Annotated in this window: 13 protein-coding genes and 2 tRNA genes; 13 read left to right on the top strand and 2 right to left on the bottom strand. The window is 66.0% G+C overall.

What is annotated here, in order from left to right; translation table 11 throughout:
* Positions 1-32 precede the first annotated feature (32 nt).
* From hisS to ACPT9U_RS02495, 11 genes are all read left to right on the top strand, one after another.
* Positions 33-1337 (top strand): histidine--tRNA ligase, encoded by a 1305-nt coding sequence (gene hisS, locus ACPT9U_RS02545; protein WP_435749768.1) that lies wholly within the window; start codon positions 33-35, stop codon positions 1335-1337.
* A 2-nt stretch (positions 1338-1339) separates the two neighbouring features.
* On the top strand, positions 1340-1984 hold the full coding sequence (locus tag ACPT9U_RS02540) for a tetratricopeptide repeat protein (RefSeq protein ID WP_435749784.1): 645 nt from the start codon (positions 1340-1342) through the stop codon (positions 1982-1984).
* Between the two features lie 3 nt (positions 1985-1987).
* Positions 1988-3130, top strand: a complete 1143-nt coding sequence (gene bamB, locus ACPT9U_RS02535; RefSeq protein ID WP_435749767.1) for an outer membrane protein assembly factor BamB — start codon at positions 1988-1990, stop codon at positions 3128-3130.
* A 13-nt stretch (positions 3131-3143) separates the two neighbouring features.
* A complete protein-coding gene (gene der / locus ACPT9U_RS02530) occupies positions 3144-4472 on the top strand; it encodes a ribosome biogenesis GTPase Der (protein WP_435749766.1) in 1329 nt (442 codons plus the stop codon).
* A 114-nt stretch (positions 4473-4586) separates the two neighbouring features.
* Entirely contained in the window at positions 4587-4823 is a 237-nt protein-coding gene (gene hfq, locus ACPT9U_RS02525; RefSeq protein WP_418364176.1) for an RNA chaperone Hfq, read from the top strand.
* Between the two features lie 51 nt (positions 4824-4874).
* The gene (gene hflX / locus ACPT9U_RS02520; RefSeq protein ID WP_435749765.1) at positions 4875-6044 is read left to right on the top strand and encodes a ribosome rescue GTPase HflX; all 1170 of its coding nucleotides are present in this window, start codon (positions 4875-4877) and stop codon (positions 6042-6044) included.
* Positions 6045-6058: 14 nt separating this feature from the next.
* Positions 6059-7363, top strand: a complete 1305-nt coding sequence (gene hflK / locus ACPT9U_RS02515) for an FtsH protease activity modulator HflK (protein WP_435749764.1) — start codon at positions 6059-6061, stop codon at positions 7361-7363.
* A complete protein-coding gene (gene hflC / locus ACPT9U_RS02510; protein ID WP_418364173.1) occupies positions 7363-8244 on the top strand; it encodes a protease modulator HflC in 882 nt (293 codons plus the stop codon). Before hflK ends, hflC begins: the two co-directional genes overlap by 1 nt.
* A gap of 7 nt (positions 8245-8251) precedes the next feature.
* Positions 8252-8437: a DUF2065 domain-containing protein gene (locus tag ACPT9U_RS02505; RefSeq protein WP_418364172.1), complete on the top strand. Its 186-nt coding sequence runs from the start codon at positions 8252-8254 to the stop codon at positions 8435-8437.
* A 7-nt stretch (positions 8438-8444) separates the two neighbouring features.
* The gene (locus ACPT9U_RS02500) at positions 8445-9602 is read left to right on the top strand and encodes an ATP phosphoribosyltransferase regulatory subunit (protein WP_435749763.1); all 1158 of its coding nucleotides are present in this window, start codon (positions 8445-8447) and stop codon (positions 9600-9602) included.
* A 4-nt stretch (positions 9603-9606) separates the two neighbouring features.
* On the top strand, positions 9607-10917 hold the full coding sequence (locus tag ACPT9U_RS02495; RefSeq protein ID WP_435749762.1) for an adenylosuccinate synthase: 1311 nt from the start codon (positions 9607-9609) through the stop codon (positions 10915-10917).
* A 188-nt stretch (positions 10918-11105) separates the two neighbouring features.
* On the opposite strand, the gene ACPT9U_RS02490 is transcribed toward ACPT9U_RS02495, so the two are convergent.
* Both ACPT9U_RS02490 and ACPT9U_RS02485 read right to left on the bottom strand, forming a co-directional pair.
* A tRNA-Leu gene (locus tag ACPT9U_RS02490) sits at positions 11106-11190 on the bottom strand.
* Between the two features lie 150 nt (positions 11191-11340).
* Positions 11341-11425: transfer RNA gene (locus ACPT9U_RS02485), tRNA-Leu, on the bottom strand.
* Between the two features lie 315 nt (positions 11426-11740).
* Here ACPT9U_RS02485 and rnr point away from each other — a divergent pair.
* Positions 11741-14164, top strand: coding sequence for a ribonuclease R (gene rnr, locus ACPT9U_RS02480; RefSeq protein ID WP_435749783.1), 2424 nt, complete (start codon positions 11741-11743; stop codon positions 14162-14164).
* Complete coding sequence (rlmB, locus tag ACPT9U_RS02475) at positions 14157-14909, top strand: 23S rRNA (guanosine(2251)-2'-O)-methyltransferase RlmB (RefSeq protein WP_418364169.1); 753 nt, start codon at positions 14157-14159, stop codon at positions 14907-14909. The genes rnr and rlmB overlap by 8 nt, the downstream gene beginning before the upstream one ends.
* Positions 14910-15037: the final 128 nt, after the last annotated feature.

Below are 15037 nucleotides of genomic sequence, written 5' to 3'. Positions count from 1 at the left end.
GCGTTTCAGCGCGAAACAGAAGAACAGAACAGATGAGCCAGACCTTGCAGGCCGTGCGCGGGATGAACGACATCCTCCCCGCCGACGCCGAAACCTGGGAATACTTCGAAGACATCGTCCGCGACTGGCTGCAGAGCTACGGCTACCGCCCCATCCGCATGCCGCTGGTCGAGCCCACCCCCTTGTTCAAGCGCGCGATCGGTGAAGTCACCGACATCGTCGAGAAGGAGATGTACTCCTTCGAGGACGCGCTCAACGGTGAGCAGTTGACCTTGCGCCCGGAAGGCACTGCCTCCTGCGTGCGCGCCGCGATCCAGCACAGCCTGATCCCCTCGGCCGGGCCGCAGCGGCTGTACTACTACGGCCCGATGTTCCGTCATGAGCGCCCGCAGAAGGGGCGTTACCGACAGTTCCATCAGATCGGCGTGGAGGCGCTCGGCTTCGCCGGCGCGGATACCGACGCCGAGCTGATCCTGATGTGCGCGCGCTTGTGGGAGGACCTTGGCCTGGAGGACGTTTCGCTCGAGATCAACTCTCTCGGCGCGCCTGAGGAGCGGGCGTTGCATCGCGCCGCGCTGATTGCCTATCTCGAACAGCACCAGGACCGACTCGACGAGGACGGCAAGCGTCGCCTGCACACCAATCCGCTGCGCATCCTGGATACCAAGAATCCCGAGCTGCAGGCGATTGTCGAGGCGGCCCCCAAGCTCGCCGATTACCTTGGCGAAGACTCGAAGGCGCATTTCGATGCGGTGCAGGTCTTCCTCAAGGATGCCGGCATCCCCTACCGCATCAATCACCGCCTGGTACGCGGTCTGGACTATTACAACCGCACCGTGTTCGAGTGGGTCACCACCCGCCTCGGCGCGCAGGGAACGATCTGTGCCGGTGGGCGCTACGACGGCCTGTTCGAGCAACTGGGCGGCAAGCCCCAGCCGGCCGCAGGTTTCGCGATTGGCATCGAACGCCTGCTGCTGCTGTGGCAGGCTTGCGGTGGTGAGGCCGAGCGGCCGCTTCCCGACGCCTATGTGGTCAGCGTGGGCGAGCAGGCGCAGCGCGTGGCGATGCGCGCCGCGGAATCGCTGCGCGAGCATGGCTTCGCGGTGCTGATGCACTGCGGGGGCGGCAGCTTCAAGTCGCAGATGAAGAAGGCCGACGCAAGCGAGGCGCCGGTGGCGATCGTGATCGGCGAGGACGAGGCTGCGGCGGGCGAGGTCGGCCTCAAGCCCTTGCGCGGTGCGGGCGCGCAGCAGAGGGTTGCGCTCGACGGGCTGCCCGAAGCGATGGCGGCATTGCTGTATTCCGAAGAACCCGAACAGGATGAACAAGGGGCTTGATGATGGCGGTCTACGATCTCGAAGAACAGGAACAGATATCCGAGCTCAAGGCGTGGTGGGCCCAGTATGGCAACTTCGTCGTCACCCTCGCGGTGCTTGCCGCGCTGGCCTCGGTGGGGTGGCAGGCCTGGCAGTGGTATCAGAACCGCAACGCGGCCGAAGCAGGCACGCTGTATTACGCGGTCCAGCAGGCGGCCGAGAAGCAGGATGCGCAGAAGGCGCGGGAAGCCGCAGGCCGGCTGATCGGAGAGCATGGCGGCAGCGTCAGCGCGCAACTGGGCGCGCTGCTCTCGGCGGCGATGCAGTTCGAGGCGGGCGACTTGGACAACGCACGCGCCCAGCTCGAATGGGCGGCCGAGAAAGGGTCGGATCCGGCCCTGCGGGATCTCGCCAGGCTGCGCCTGGCGGCTGTGCTGTTGCAGGCCGGCGAGCCCGACGCCGCACTTGCGCGCTTGCAGGCTGCGCCGACCGTGGCTTTCAAGGCACGCTTCGACGATCTGCGTGGCGACATCCTCGCTGCGCAGGGAAAGGCGGCCGAGGCGCGCGCAGCGTGGCAGGCTGCGATCGATGCGCTCGCCGCACAAGGGGATGATGCCGCCAGCCTGCGTGAGGTGGTGCGCGTGAAACTCGAATCGCTCGGAGCCTGATCGATGAAAGCAATGAACGCTCAACTCCTGCCCCTGCTCGCGGCTGCGCTGCTCGCGGGCGGCTGCTCTTCCCTGAATCCCTTCTCCAGTTCGGCGCCCAAGCCGGCGGCGCTGCAGGGTTTCACCCCGAGTGCCGAGCTTGCGGTGAACTGGCGGGCCAGCGTCGGCAGTGCGGGTGAGTACCGCTTCCAGCCCGCAGTCTGGGGGGACAGCGTCTATGCCGCGGGGCACAGGGGCACGGTCGCCCGCTTCGAAGGCGGTCGCCAGGTCTGGGGCGCCGATACCGATGTGCGCCTGTCCGCTGGCGTAGGCACGGATGGACGCCTGGCTGCGGTCGTGGCCACCGACGGCACCGTGATCGCGCTCGACGCCCAGACTGGCGCGGAACGCTGGCGCGCACCGGTAGGGGCGGAAGTGCTCGCGCCCCCCGCGGTCAGCCTCGAGTTCGTGATCGTGCGTGCTTCGGACAATCGCCTCATCGCCCTCGACGCGCGCGACGGGAGCCAGCGCTGGACCTATCAGCGCAACAACCCGCCGCTTGCGCTGCGCAGTTTCGCGAGCGTGGTCATTGAAGGCCCTGTGGTGCTCGCCGGCTTTCCGGGGGGCAAGCTCGGCGTGATCAACCTTGCCAATGGCGGCGCGATCACTGAACTCAACGTGGCGTTGCCGCGCGGCGCGACTGAACTCGAGCGTGTGGCCGACATCGTCGGCACGCCGGTGGTCGGACGGAGGGAAGTGTGCGCGGTCGCCTACCAGGGGCGTGCCGCCTGCTTCGATACGTCGAGCGGAAATCCCCTGTGGGCGCGTGACTTCTCGAGCAGCGTGGGGATGGACCGCGACGCCCGCTTCGCGATGATCACCGACGACCAGGATGCGGTGCATGCGCTCGACGCGTCCAGCGGCGCCAGTGTATGGAAGCAGGATGCGCTCGCGCGCCGTGCAGTTTCGCGCCCGCTGATCGTCGGCGATCACGTGATCGTGGGCGATGTCCAGGGCTATGTCCATGCACTTACGCGCGATACCGGCAGCTTCGCCGCGCGCGACCGTGCGGGCAACGATGCGATTTCCGCCGATCCGGTAGCGTATGGTCGCGGATTCGTCGTGCAGGGCGCGGGTGGTGACATCACCGCCTACGAAGTCCGTTGAGGCAAGCGAACCCGTGAAACCCACCATTGTTTTGGTCGGCCGTCCCAACGTCGGCAAGTCGACCCTGTTCAACCGCCTCACGCGTACCCGCGACGCGCTGGTCGCCGACCAGCCTGGCCTGACCCGTGACCGCCACTATGGGGTGGGACGCGTCGGTGAGCGCGACTACCTTGTGGTGGATACCGCAGGCTTCGATCCTGTGGCCAAGGACGGCATCATGCACGAGATGGCGCGCCAGGCCGAACAGGCGATCGCCGAGGCGGACGTGCTGCTGTTCCTGGTCGATGGTCGTGCCGGACGAACTCCGCACGACGAGAACATCGCTGCGCGCCTGCGCCGCGCGGGGCGCCCGGTGCATCTGGTCGTGAACAAGGCCGAGGGGATCGACCGCGCGATGGTTGCCGCTGACTTCCATGCGCTCGGGCTGGGCGACCCGCTGCCGGTATCGGCCGCGCACGGCGATGGCGTCAAGCAACTTGTCGAGCTTGTGCTCGCGCCCTTCCCGGTAGACGACGAAAAGGCGTCCTCCGAGGATGAAGGGCCGCGTGTGGCGATCGTCGGGCGTCCCAACGTCGGCAAGTCCACGCTGGTCAATACCTTGCTCGGCGAGGAGCGAGTGATTGCCTTCGATCTCCCGGGTACCACCCGCGACGCGATTTCCATTCCCTTCGAGCGCGGTGGCAAGCGCTACACTCTGATCGACACCGCCGGGCTGCGCCGTCGCGGCAAGGTGTTCGAGGCGGTTGAGAAGTTCTCCGTGATCAAGACCCTGCAGGCCGTGCAGGAGTCCAATGTGGTGGTGTTGGTGCTCGATGCCGCGCAGGACATCTCGGATCAGGATGCACACATCGCCGGCTTCGCGCTCGAGGCCGGGCGCGCGCTGGTGGTGGCGATCAACAAGTGGGATGCGGTGGATGACTACCGGCGCGAGCGCCTCAAGGCCGACATCGCGCGCAAGCTATCCTTCCTGTCTTTCGCGCGCTTCCACCAGATTTCCGCGCTCAAGTCGCAGGGCATCGGGGGCCTGCTCGCATCGGTGGATGCCGCCTATGCCGCCGCCACGGCCAATCTGTCCACGCCGCGCCTGACGCGCGCGCTGCAGCAGGCCATCGCGCGCCAGGCGCCGCCGCGGCATGGCATGGCCCGCCCAAAGATGCGCTATGCGCACCAGGGGGGTATGAACCCGCCGGTGATCGTCATCCACGGCAACGCGCTGGACGATATCCCGCAGTCCTACGAGCGCTATCTGGAGCGCTGCTTCATGGAGGCCTTCAAGCTCCAGGGCACGCCCTTGCGCGTTCAGTTCCGCACCACGCACAATCCTTACGCAAGCCGGAGTTGACGAAATTCCGGCGAGAGCCTTTTTCCACACCCGGATTTCGTAGCATACTGCCATGTCGCAGCGCAGCAACAAATCCACAACATTCTTATAAACACAATATAAAGAGGTTCAATAATGAGCAACAAAGGGCAACTCCTGCAGGACCCCTTCCTGAACACCCTGCGTCGCGAACACATCCCCGTGTCGATCTATCTGGTCAATGGCATCAAGCTCCAGGGCCAGATCGAGTCCTTCGACCAGTATGTCGTGCTGCTCAAGAACACCGTCACCCAGATGGTCTACAAGCACGCCATCTCCACCGTGGTGCCCGCGCGCCCGGTCGTCATCCAGCAGGAAGAGGGCGGCAACTGAGCCCCGTGACGAAGCTGCGAGCCGGTCGCGCGCCGGCGGCAGGAGGCGCGCATGTTTGAGCGCCCCACGTCCGGCGAACGCGCGGTCCTGGTTCAGCTTGATCTTGGCCAGGGTGCGATCGAGGAGCGGCTCTCCGAACTGAAGCTGCTCGTCGGCAGCGCCGGCGCGAGCGTCGAGGCGGTCGTCCAGGGGCGGCGTGCGGCGCCCGACTCCAAGCTCTTCGCCGGCAGCGGCAAGGTGCAGGAGGTCGGCGAGGCGTTGCGCGCCCACGGCGCGGACATCGTGATCTTCAATCACGCGCTGTCGCCGGCGCAGCAACGCAACCTCGAGCGCGAGCTGCAGTGCATGGTGATCGACCGCACGGCGCTCATCCTCGACATCTTCGCCCAGCGCGCGCGCAGCCACGAAGGCAAGCTACAGGTGGAACTCGCCCAGCTCGAGCATCTGGCTACCCGCCTGGTGCGCGGCTGGACACACCTCGAGCGGCAGAAGGGCGGCATCGGCCTGCGCGGCCCGGGCGAAAAGCAGCTCGAAACCGACCGCCGCCTGCTGGGTACGCGAGTCAAGATGCTCAAGTCCCGGCTCGCGCAGATCGAGAAGCAGCGCAAGGTTCGGCGACGCGCCCGGGAACGCCGAGACGTTCTCTCTGTCTCTCTCGTCGGGTACACCAATGCGGGCAAGTCCACCCTGTTCAATGCGCTGACCAAGGCCGGCGCATATGCAGCCGATCAGCTCTTCGCCACCCTCGACACCACCTCCCGCCGGCTTTACGTCGGCGGCGACCGGAGTGAGGAGGGGGCAGGCGTGAATGTGGTGCTGTCGGACACGGTGGGTTTCATCCGCGATCTTCCGCATGCGCTGGTTGCGGCCTTTCAGGCCACGCTCGAGGAAACGGCGCAGGCAGACCTCCTGCTGCATGTCGTCGATTCTGCGAGTGAGGATCGCGACGCGCAGATCGAGGCGGTGAACCTGGTTCTCGCCGAGATCGGTGCGGCCGATGTGCCGCAGATCCTGGTGTGGAACAAGATCGACCTCACGCGGGCGGCTCCAGCGGTCGAGCGTGGGGACTGTGATAAGATCAGGCGCATTTTTTTGAGCGCCCGAACGGGGGAAGGTCTCGACCTGCTTCGCGACGCGCTCGCCGAAGTGGCGCGCCAGACCTTTGGTGACAAGGCCGGCCGGAATGACGGCACGGCGGAAGGAAGACCACAACAACCGTGATAACAGGCATTCTCATGTCACTCAACGATCCACGCTGGGGTAGCCAGGGCGGCGGCGATGGCGACCGCGAAGACGGCAACCGCGGCGACGACCATCGCAATGACGATCTCCGCGGCGACCGCAATCGCGGAGCGAACCAAGGCCCGCCCGACCTCGAAGAGGTATGGCGCGATTTCAATCAGCGCCTGACGGGCATGTTTGGCGGCAAGCGCAATGACCGCCGCCCCGCCGGCGGTGGTGGCAATGGCGGGGGCGGCGGTCCGCAGTTGCCGAGCTTCTCGTTCAAGCAATTCGGTGGTGGCATCGGTGTGCTGCTCGTGCTTGTGCTCGTCGTCTGGCTTGCCAGCGGCTTCTACACCATCGACGCCAACCAGCGCGGCGTGGTGCTGCGTTTCGGCGAGTACGTCTCCACGACCGAGCCAGGCCTGCGCTGGCGCCTCCCGGCACCGATCGAATCGCATGAGGCGGTTGACCTGACCGGCGTGCGCACCGTCGAGGTGGGGTATCGCGCGTCCGAGCGCAACAAGGTGCTGCGCGAAGCGCTGATGCTGACCGATGACGAGAACATCATCAACATCCAGTTCGCCGTGCAGTGGGTGCTTAACAGCCCCGAGAATTACCTTTTCAACAACCGCTTTCCCGATGAGGCAGTGGCGCAGGCGGCTGAAACCGCGATGCGCGAGATCGTCGGCAAGAGCCGCATGGACTTCGTGCTGTACGAAGGACGTGAGGAGATCGCTGCGACTGCGCACGAACTGATGCAGCGCATCCTCGATCGCTACGATACGGGGATCCAGGTCAGCCGTGTCACGATGCAGAACGCCCAGCCGCCGGAGCAGGTGCAGGCTGCATTCGATGACGCCGTCAAGGCCGGTCAGGACCGCGAACGGCAGAAGAACGAGGGCGAGGCGTACGCCAACGACGTCGTGCCGCGTGCCCGGGGTACAGCGTCGCGCCTGATCGAGGAAGCCAATGCCTACCGTGAGCGCGTGGTCGCTAACGCAGAAGGTGAGGCGAGCCGCTTCAATCAGGTGTTCGCGGAGTACAGCCGCGCGCCGGAAGTCACGCGCGAACGCCTGTACATCGAGACCATGCAGCAGGTGCTTTCCAATACCTCCAAGGTCATGGTCGATGCGCAGGGCAACGGCAACCTGTTGCTGCTGCCGCTCGACAAGTTGATGCAGCAGAGCGGCTCCGGCCCCACGCCGGTCAAGGTCGACCCGCAGTCGGCGGCGGGCCTGTCCGCAGATGCGCCGATGCCATCTTTCGACCCGCGCAACCGGGATGGAATGTTCAGTCGTGAGCGGGGGGTTCGGTGATGCGTGACAAGATGTCCCTGATTGGTGGCGTGCTGGTGTTCGCCGGCCTGATTGCCTCGATGTCGTTGTTCACCGTGGATCAGCGCCAGTATGCGATCGTGTTCCAGCTTGGCGAGATCAAGGAGGTCATCTCCGACCCCGGTCTGAACGTCAAGCTGCCCTTCATCCAGAACGTGCGTTACTTCGACAAGCGCATCCTGACCATGGATACGCCGGAGCCGGAGCGCTTCATCACCTCCGAGAAGAAGAACGTGCTGGTGGACCACTTCGTGAAGTGGCGCATCATCGACCCCCAGCTGTACTACGAGTCGGTGGCTGGTGACGAGGCGCGGGCCCGCACCCGGCTGACGCAGACGGTGAACGCCGGCCTGCGTGAGGAATTCGGCCGCCGTACCGTGCATGACGTGGTGTCCGGGGAGCGCGATGCAATCATGGAGCAGATGCGCGAGCGCGCCGACCGCGATGCCCGCACCATCGGCGCGCAGATCGTCGACGTGCGCCTGAAGCGCGTGGATCTGCCGAACGAGGTTTCGGAATCGGTCTACCGCCGCATGGAGGCAGAGCGTACGCGCGTGGCCAACGAACTGCGTTCTCTGGGCGCCGCGGAAGCCGAGCGCATCCGCGCCGATGCCGACCGTCAGCGCGAGGTCATCATCGCGGAAGCCTACCGATCCTCGCAGGAGATCAAGGGTGAAGGCGACGCGAAGGCGACGTCCATCTATGCCGAGGCCTTTGGCAAGGACACGGACTTCTATGCCTTCTACCGCAGCCTGGAGGCCTATCGTTCCAGCTTTGCGGGCAAGGACGATGTGATGGTCGTAGACCCGAGCTCGGATTTCTTCCGTTTCCTCAAGGACTCAGGGGGCGCTGCGCGCAACTGACGCCCGCATGGGAAATTCGCTCCTGACCGCCTTCGCGCTGATGCTGATCATCGAAGGCCTGTTACCCTTCGTCGCGCCGGCCGCCTGGCGCGACACCTTTTTGCGCCTCGCCAGCATGGCGGACGGCCAGATCCGCTTCATCGGGCTGACCTCCATGCTGCTGGGGGTGATCCTGCTCTTCCTCTTCCTCTGACACGCTCATGCGCTGGGTATTGCCCGATCACATTCAGGACGCCCTGCCGTCCAACGCTCATCAGCTCGAAACCCTGCGCCGCAGGCTGCTCGACGCTTTCCGGTTGCGCGGCTACCAGCTCGTGATGCCGCCCATGCTGGAGTATCTGGACTCGCTGACCACCGGCGCCGGCCAGGATCTCAAGCTGCGCACCTTCAAGCTGGTCGATCAGCTCTCTGGACGCACGATGGGTGTGCGCGCGGACATGACGCCGCAGGTCACCCGCATCGACGCCCACCTGCTCAACCGGCAGGGGGTGTCGCGGCTGTGCTACTGCGGCAGCGTGCTGCATACCGTGCCCTCGTCGCTCACCGCCACGCGCGAGCCGATCCAGGTCGGTGCCGAGGTTTACGGCCATGCCGGCGTCGAAGCCGACATCGAGATCCTGCGCCTGCTGGCGGAGGTGCTGCGCCTGGCCGAAGTGCCCGCCTCGCGCATCGATATCAGCCACGTCGGCCTGTTTCACGCGCTGGTCGCGCGTACCGGCCTCACCCCCGAGCGCGAGGTCGAACTCTTCGACCTGATCCAGGCGAAGGACGTGCCGGAACTGCGCAGGGTGCTCGCTGACGTGTCCGAGCCGGTGCGTGGCGCGCTGCTCGCGCTGCCGGGTCTGTATGGTGGCGCCGAGGTGCTGGATGAGGCGGCTGCGCGGCTGCCGCAGGATGCAGAGATCGCTGGTCCGCTCGGAGAACTGCGTGCGCTCGCGCGAGCCCTCGCCGATCTGCCGGTGAGCTTCGATCTATCCGACCTGCGCGGATACCACTATCACAGCGGCATCGTGTTCGCCGCTTATGGTGCGGACTCGCCTGCAGCGCTTGCGCTGGGTGGGCGCTATGACCGGGTGTCCGAAGCGTTTGGGCGCGCGCGTCCGGCGACCGGATTCAGCCTCGATCTGCGCGAGCTTGTCTGGCGTCTGCCCCAACTGGCGCCGATGACGGGCGCGATTCTGGCGCCCCTCGAAGGCGACGCGGCGCTGGCGGAGGAGGTGGGGGCATTGCGCGCGCGTGGCGAGATCGTCATGAATGCGCTGCCCGGGCACGAAGGAACTTGGAACGAAGCCGGCTGCGACCGGCAACTGGTGAAGCGGGGCGATCGCTGGGCGATCGTGCCGTTACAGGGAGAGTAAAAAAATGGCAAAGAACGTCGTCGTCGTCGGCACCCAGTGGGGAGACGAAGGCAAGGGCAAGATCGTCGATTGGCTGACCGACCATGCGAAGGGCGTCGTGCGCTTCCAGGGCGGACACAATGCCGGTCATACGCTGGTGATCGGGCAGACCGAGTACAAGCTCAACCTCGTGCCCTCGGGTATCGTGCGTGAGGGCGTGGCCTGCTTCATCGGCAACGGTGTCGTGCTCGATGCGCATCACCTGCTGTCCGAGATCCGCACGCTGGAGGCCGGCGGCATCAAGGTGCGCGACCGTCTGCGCATCAGCCCGGGCTGCCCGCTGATCCTCGGCTACCACAGCGCGCTCGACCGCGCACGCGAAGCCGCCAAGTCCGCGGACGACAAGATCGGCACCACCGGCAAGGGCATCGGCCCCACCTACGAGGACAAGGTGGCGCGCCGCGCGCTGCGTGTGTACGACCTGTTCGATCGTGCGCGCTTCGCCGCCAAGCTCAAGGCCAATCTCGAATATCACAACTTCGTGCTGACGCAGCACCTCGGTGCCGAGCCGGTCGATTTCCAGGCCGTGTTCGACGAGGCGATGGCGGACGCCGAAGAGTTGCTGCCGATGGTGGCCGACGTCTCCGCCGAGCTTTACGCGATCAACAAATCGGGGGGCTCGCTGCTGTTCGAGGGTGCGCAGGGTACGCTGCTCGACATCGACCACGGCACCTATCCCTTCGTCACCTCGAGCAACTGCGTGGCCGGACAGGCCGCGGCGGGCTCGGGCGTCGGGCCCAGCCGCCTGCACTACGTGCTGGGCATCACCAAGGCGTATTGCACCCGCGTCGGCGGCGGCCCGTTCCCGACCGAACTCGACATCGAAACCAAGGGCGTGCCGGGCGAGCAGATGTCGACCAAGGGTCGCGAGTTCGGCACCGTTACCGGTCGCAAGCGCCGTTGCGGCTGGCTGGATCTTGCTGCGCTCAAGCGTTCGATCATCATCAACGGCGTGACCGGCCTGTGCATCACCAAGCTCGACGTGCTCGACGGCCTCGAGGAACTCAAGCTCTGCACCGGCTACATGCTCGACGGCAAGCGCATCGACCTGCTGCCCATGGGCTCGGAAGAGGTCACGCGCTGCGAGCCGATCTACGAAACCATGGCGGGCTGGAGCGGCACGACCTTTGGTGCGCAGAGCTGGGACGCTCTGCCGCAGGAGGCACGCGCTTATCTGCACCGCATCGAGGAGATCTGCGAGATCCCGATCGACGTGATCTCCACCGGCCCCGAACGCGACGAGACCATCCTGCGGCGCCACCCGTTTGGTGCCTGATCGCGGTTTGCAGCCGAAGCAGGTCCTCGCGGGCGTGCTGAAATCTGTGGGGGCGGGCGTGTCCGCGAGTGTTGCCTGCACCGCAGGCGTTCGTGGATGCGCCCGCTCCCACAGTCCTTTCGAGTCGCTTCGCGTGAGCAGAGCGGTGAACGAAAAAAGCCGGCTTTCAGCCGGCTTTTCCCTGCAACTGGTGCCCAGAAGAGGACTCGAACCTCCACGCCTCGCAGCGCTAGTACCTGAAACTAGTGCGTCTACCAATTCCGCCATCTGGGCAGGGACGCGCATAATAGCAAAGTCGCTCGCGTGCGTGAAGCGATTTGTCGGTTTCTCTGCTGCGAGCCCCGAAGCCGTACGACAGTGGACAGAGACGGACAACAACGGACAACAAAAAAGCCGCTCCGAAGAGCGGCTTTCCTGTGAAACTGGTGCCCAGAAGAGGACTCGAACCTCCACGCCTCGCGGCGCTAGTACCTGAAACTAGTGCGTCTACCAATTCCGCCATCTGGGCAAGAAGACGCGCATTATAAGCACGAAATGAAGATTGTCAATGACTCGCAAAACGAAACAAACTGAAAAGAAACGTGGCAACGCTGCCGCACCTGCAACAAAGAAAGCCCCTGCGGCGCGCAAGTCCGAGCCCAGGAAGGCGTCCTGTGACCGGGCTGGCGCTGCCGCCAAGCGCGCGGACGCGCGCACGGCGCCGCAGACAGCCAGCCACGAAAAGCCCGTTCGCGGTCCGGGGCGCAGCCGCGCGGCGCGCAAGGCCGCCGCAGTACAGGCGAGCGCGATCCGCCTCGCGGACCCCTTCCACGCCCGCGAGGCGATGCAGTACGAGAACCCGCTCCCCAGCCGTGAGTACGTGTTGCAGGTTCTCACCGATCGCGGTGTTCCGATGCCGTTCTCGGAGCTCAGTGCCGCGCTCGATATCGCTCCCCATGAGCTGGAGCACTTCGATCGCCGGCTGCGTGCGATGGAGCGCGACGGCCAGCTCATCCGCAACCGGCGTGATGCTTACCTGCTGCCTTCCAAGGCGGACCTGATCAAGGGCCGCGTCGAGGGGCACCCCGACGGTTTCGGCTTCGTGCGTCGCGATGACGGTGAGCCCGACATCTTCCTCGGCCCCAAGGAGATGCGCGAGGTACTCCATGGCGACCGCGTCATCGTGCGCATTTCCGGTACCGATCGGCGTGGCCGCCCCGAAGGCAAGCTGGTAGAAGTGCTGGAGCGCGCCAACACTCGCGTCGTCGGCCGCGTCATCAACGAGCACGGCGTAATGATCGTCGTGCCCGAGAATCGCCGCCTGGCGCAGGACATCCTGGTCGCCCCCGGTGGGCGCAAGAAGCCCGAGCCGGGCCAGATCGTCACCGTCGAGCTGGTCGAGCAGCCCACCAAGTACGCCCAGCCGATCGGCCGCATCGTCGAGGTGCTCGGCAACTATGCCGACCCCGGCATGGAGATCGAGATCGCGCTGCGCAAGCACGACCTGCCCTTCGAGTTCTCGTCCGAGGCCAAGGCGCAGACGCGCAAGCTGCCCGACGTTGTGCGCAAGAAGGACTGGGCCGGCCGCGAGGACCTCACCAAACTGCCGCTGGTGACCATCGACGGCGAGACCGCGAAGGACTTCGACGACGCGGTGTATTGCGAGCGCCAGGGCAAGGGCTACCGCCTGATCGTCGCGATTGCCGACGTCTCGCACTATGTGGATGCTGCCAGCGCGCTCGACAAGGACGCCTTCGATCGTGGCAACTCGGTGTACTTCCCGCGCCGCGTCATCCCGATGCTGCCCGAGAAGCTCTCCAACGGCCTGTGCTCGCTCAACCCCCAGGTCGAGCGCCTTGCGATGGTCGCTGACATGGCCATCTCGGCCACCGGCGAGATCAAGAACTACCGCTTCTACCCTGCGGTGATCTGGTCGCACGCGCGCCTGACCTACACCCAGGTCGCCGCCGCGCTGTACGAGCAGGATCCGGCGGTGCGCGCCGAACTCTCCGCGCTGCTACCCCACCTCGAGAACCTCGACAAGCTCTTCCGCGTGCTGCTCAAGGCGCGCGCCAAGCGCGGCGCGATCGACTTCGAGACCACCGAAACCCGCATGATCTTCGACGATAACGGCAAGATCGCGCAGATCGTGGCCGAGACGCGCAACGACGCCCACCGCCTCATCGAGGAGTGCATGCTCGCCGCCAACGTGTGTGCGTCCGACTTCCTCGCCACCCGCGAGCACCCGGCGCTGTATCGCGTCCATGACTCGCCCTCCGAGGACAAGCTCGCCAAGCTGCGCGAGTTCCTCAAGGAGTTCGGCCTCGGGCTGGGCGGCGGTGACGAGCCGCGCGCGAGTGATTTCGCGAAGCTGCTCGAGCAGGTCAAGGATCGCCCCGACGCCCAACTGCTGCAGACCGTGATGCTGCGCTCGTTGAAGCAGGCGATGTACAGCCCGGACAACGTCGGCCACTTCGGCCTCGCCTACGAGTCCTACTCCCACTTCACCTCGCCGATCCGGCGCTATCCCGATCTGCTGATCCACCGCGGAATCAAGGCCGCGCTCGGCGGTGACCAGTACCGCCCGGGCGACTGGGAGCAGATCGGCCTGCACTGCTCGATGACCGAGCGCCGCGCCGACGAGGCCACCCGTGACGTGGTCGCCTTCCTCAAGTGCTACTTCATGCAGGACCGCGTCGGTGAGGAGTTCACCGGCAGCGTGTCGGCGGTCGTGCCCTTCGGCCTCTTCGTCGCGCTCGACGACATCTTCATCGAGGGCCTGCTGCACATCTCGGATCTCGGGAGCGACTACTTCCACTACGACGAGATGCGCCACGCGCTCATGGGCGAGCGCACCGGCAAGCAGTTCCGCCTCTCCGACCGGGTCAAGGTGCAGCTCGTACGGGTGGATATGGCGACCAACAAGATCGACTTCCGCCTCATTGAAGGGCAGCTGCCGGCCGAGCCGAAGGCGCCTGCGCAGCCCGCCGAAGTGCCAGCCGCGGCTGCGGCGCCGGCAGAGAGCAAGAAAGCGCGCAAGCCGCGCGCCACCCGTGCGAAGAAGTCTGCCGGCGCGCCGCCCCTCGAGGTGAGCGCTGTCGTGTCGGAAGCCGCCGAGCCGAAGCCCCGCAAGGCGCGTACGAAGAAGTCCGCCGCCGAACCAGTCGCCGTAGCCGCAGCCGAAGCGCTAGAATCCGCGCCCCCGACTGCGGCTCCGGCACGACGCGCCCGCCGCAAGACCACCACCAAGGGCACCGACCGTGGCTAAAGCACCCGAGAACACTCCCACCAAGCTGATTTACGGCTTCCACGCGGTCTCTGCCAAGCTGCGCCATGCGCCCGAATCGGTGCTGGAGATCTACCTCTCCGGTGACCGCAAGGACGCGCGGGTGAAGAAGTTCATTGCCCAGGCCGAGGCTGCCGGCGTGCGCATCCTGCAGAGCGAGGGCGACAAGCTCGACGGCATGGTGGGCACCCGTCGCCACCAGGGCGTGGTCGCCAAGGTCGACGCCACCCGGCGCGAGATCAAGCTCGCCGACGTGCTCGACAGCCTGGACGAGAATGCGCTGATCCTGGTTCTCGACGGCGTGCAGGATCCGCACAACCTCGGCGCCTGTCTGCGTGTGGCCGACGCCGCCGGTGCACATGCGGTGGTCGCACCCAAGGACCGCGCGGTGGGCCTCAACGCCACTGCGGTCAAGGTCGCCAGCGGCGCCGCCGATACCGTGCCCTACATCACCGTGACCAACCTTGCCCGCGCCCTGCGCGAGATGCAGGACGCCGGCGTGTGGATCGTCGGTGCCGCAGGCGAAGCCGACAAGTCCATCTACGACATCGACCAGAAGGTGCCAGTGGCGTGGGTGCTCGGCGCCGAAGGTGACGGCCTGCGTCGCCTCACCCGCGACACCTGCGATGCGCTTGCCCGCATCCCCATGCACGGTAGCGTCGAGAGCCTCAATGTGTCGGTGGCGAGCGGGATCTGCCTGTTCGAGGCGCGCCGCCAGCGGGGCTGAAACTGGCTAGGCGGCTCGCACGCGTTTGCTCGTCCGGTCTGCGCCCGGCACGCCACCGTGCGGGCGCTGCAGGAACGCACTGACCCAGCGCACGTCTTTTGCCGCGGCAGCCCGTTTGCGGCTAAGCT

Origin of the sequence: Thauera sp. AutoDN2 (assembly GCF_051280715.1) — a bacterium.
In the GTDB taxonomy this organism is placed as follows: Bacteria; Pseudomonadota; Gammaproteobacteria; order Burkholderiales; family Rhodocyclaceae; genus Thauera.
This window is presented reverse-complemented; position numbering and strand designations above follow the sequence as displayed.

What these genes read in the sequence shown, in the direction of transcription:
- hisS (WP_435749768.1), top strand. Translation starts at nt 33, where the DNA reads ATGAGCCAGACCTTGCAGGCCGTGCGCGGGATGAACGACATCCTCCCC.
- ACPT9U_RS02540 (WP_435749784.1), top strand. Translation starts at nt 1,340, where the DNA reads ATGGCGGTCTACGATCTCGAAGAACAGGAACAGATATCCGAGCTCAAG.
- bamB (WP_435749767.1), top strand. Translation starts at nt 1,988, where the DNA reads ATGAAAGCAATGAACGCTCAACTCCTGCCCCTGCTCGCGGCTGCGCTG.
- hfq (WP_418364176.1), top strand. Translation starts at nt 4,587, where the DNA reads ATGAGCAACAAAGGGCAACTCCTGCAGGACCCCTTCCTGAACACCCTG.
- hflX (WP_435749765.1), top strand. Translation starts at nt 4,875, where the DNA reads ATGTTTGAGCGCCCCACGTCCGGCGAACGCGCGGTCCTGGTTCAGCTT.
- hflK (WP_435749764.1), top strand. Translation starts at nt 6,059, where the DNA reads ATGTCACTCAACGATCCACGCTGGGGTAGCCAGGGCGGCGGCGATGGC.
- hflC (WP_418364173.1), top strand. Translation starts at nt 7,363, where the DNA reads ATGCGTGACAAGATGTCCCTGATTGGTGGCGTGCTGGTGTTCGCCGGC.
- ACPT9U_RS02505 (WP_418364172.1), top strand. Translation starts at nt 8,252, where the DNA reads ATGGGAAATTCGCTCCTGACCGCCTTCGCGCTGATGCTGATCATCGAA.
- ACPT9U_RS02500 (WP_435749763.1), top strand. Translation starts at nt 8,445, where the DNA reads ATGCGCTGGGTATTGCCCGATCACATTCAGGACGCCCTGCCGTCCAAC.
- ACPT9U_RS02495 (WP_435749762.1), top strand. Translation starts at nt 9,607, where the DNA reads ATGGCAAAGAACGTCGTCGTCGTCGGCACCCAGTGGGGAGACGAAGGC.
- rnr (WP_435749783.1), top strand. Translation starts at nt 11,741, where the DNA reads ATGCAGTACGAGAACCCGCTCCCCAGCCGTGAGTACGTGTTGCAGGTT.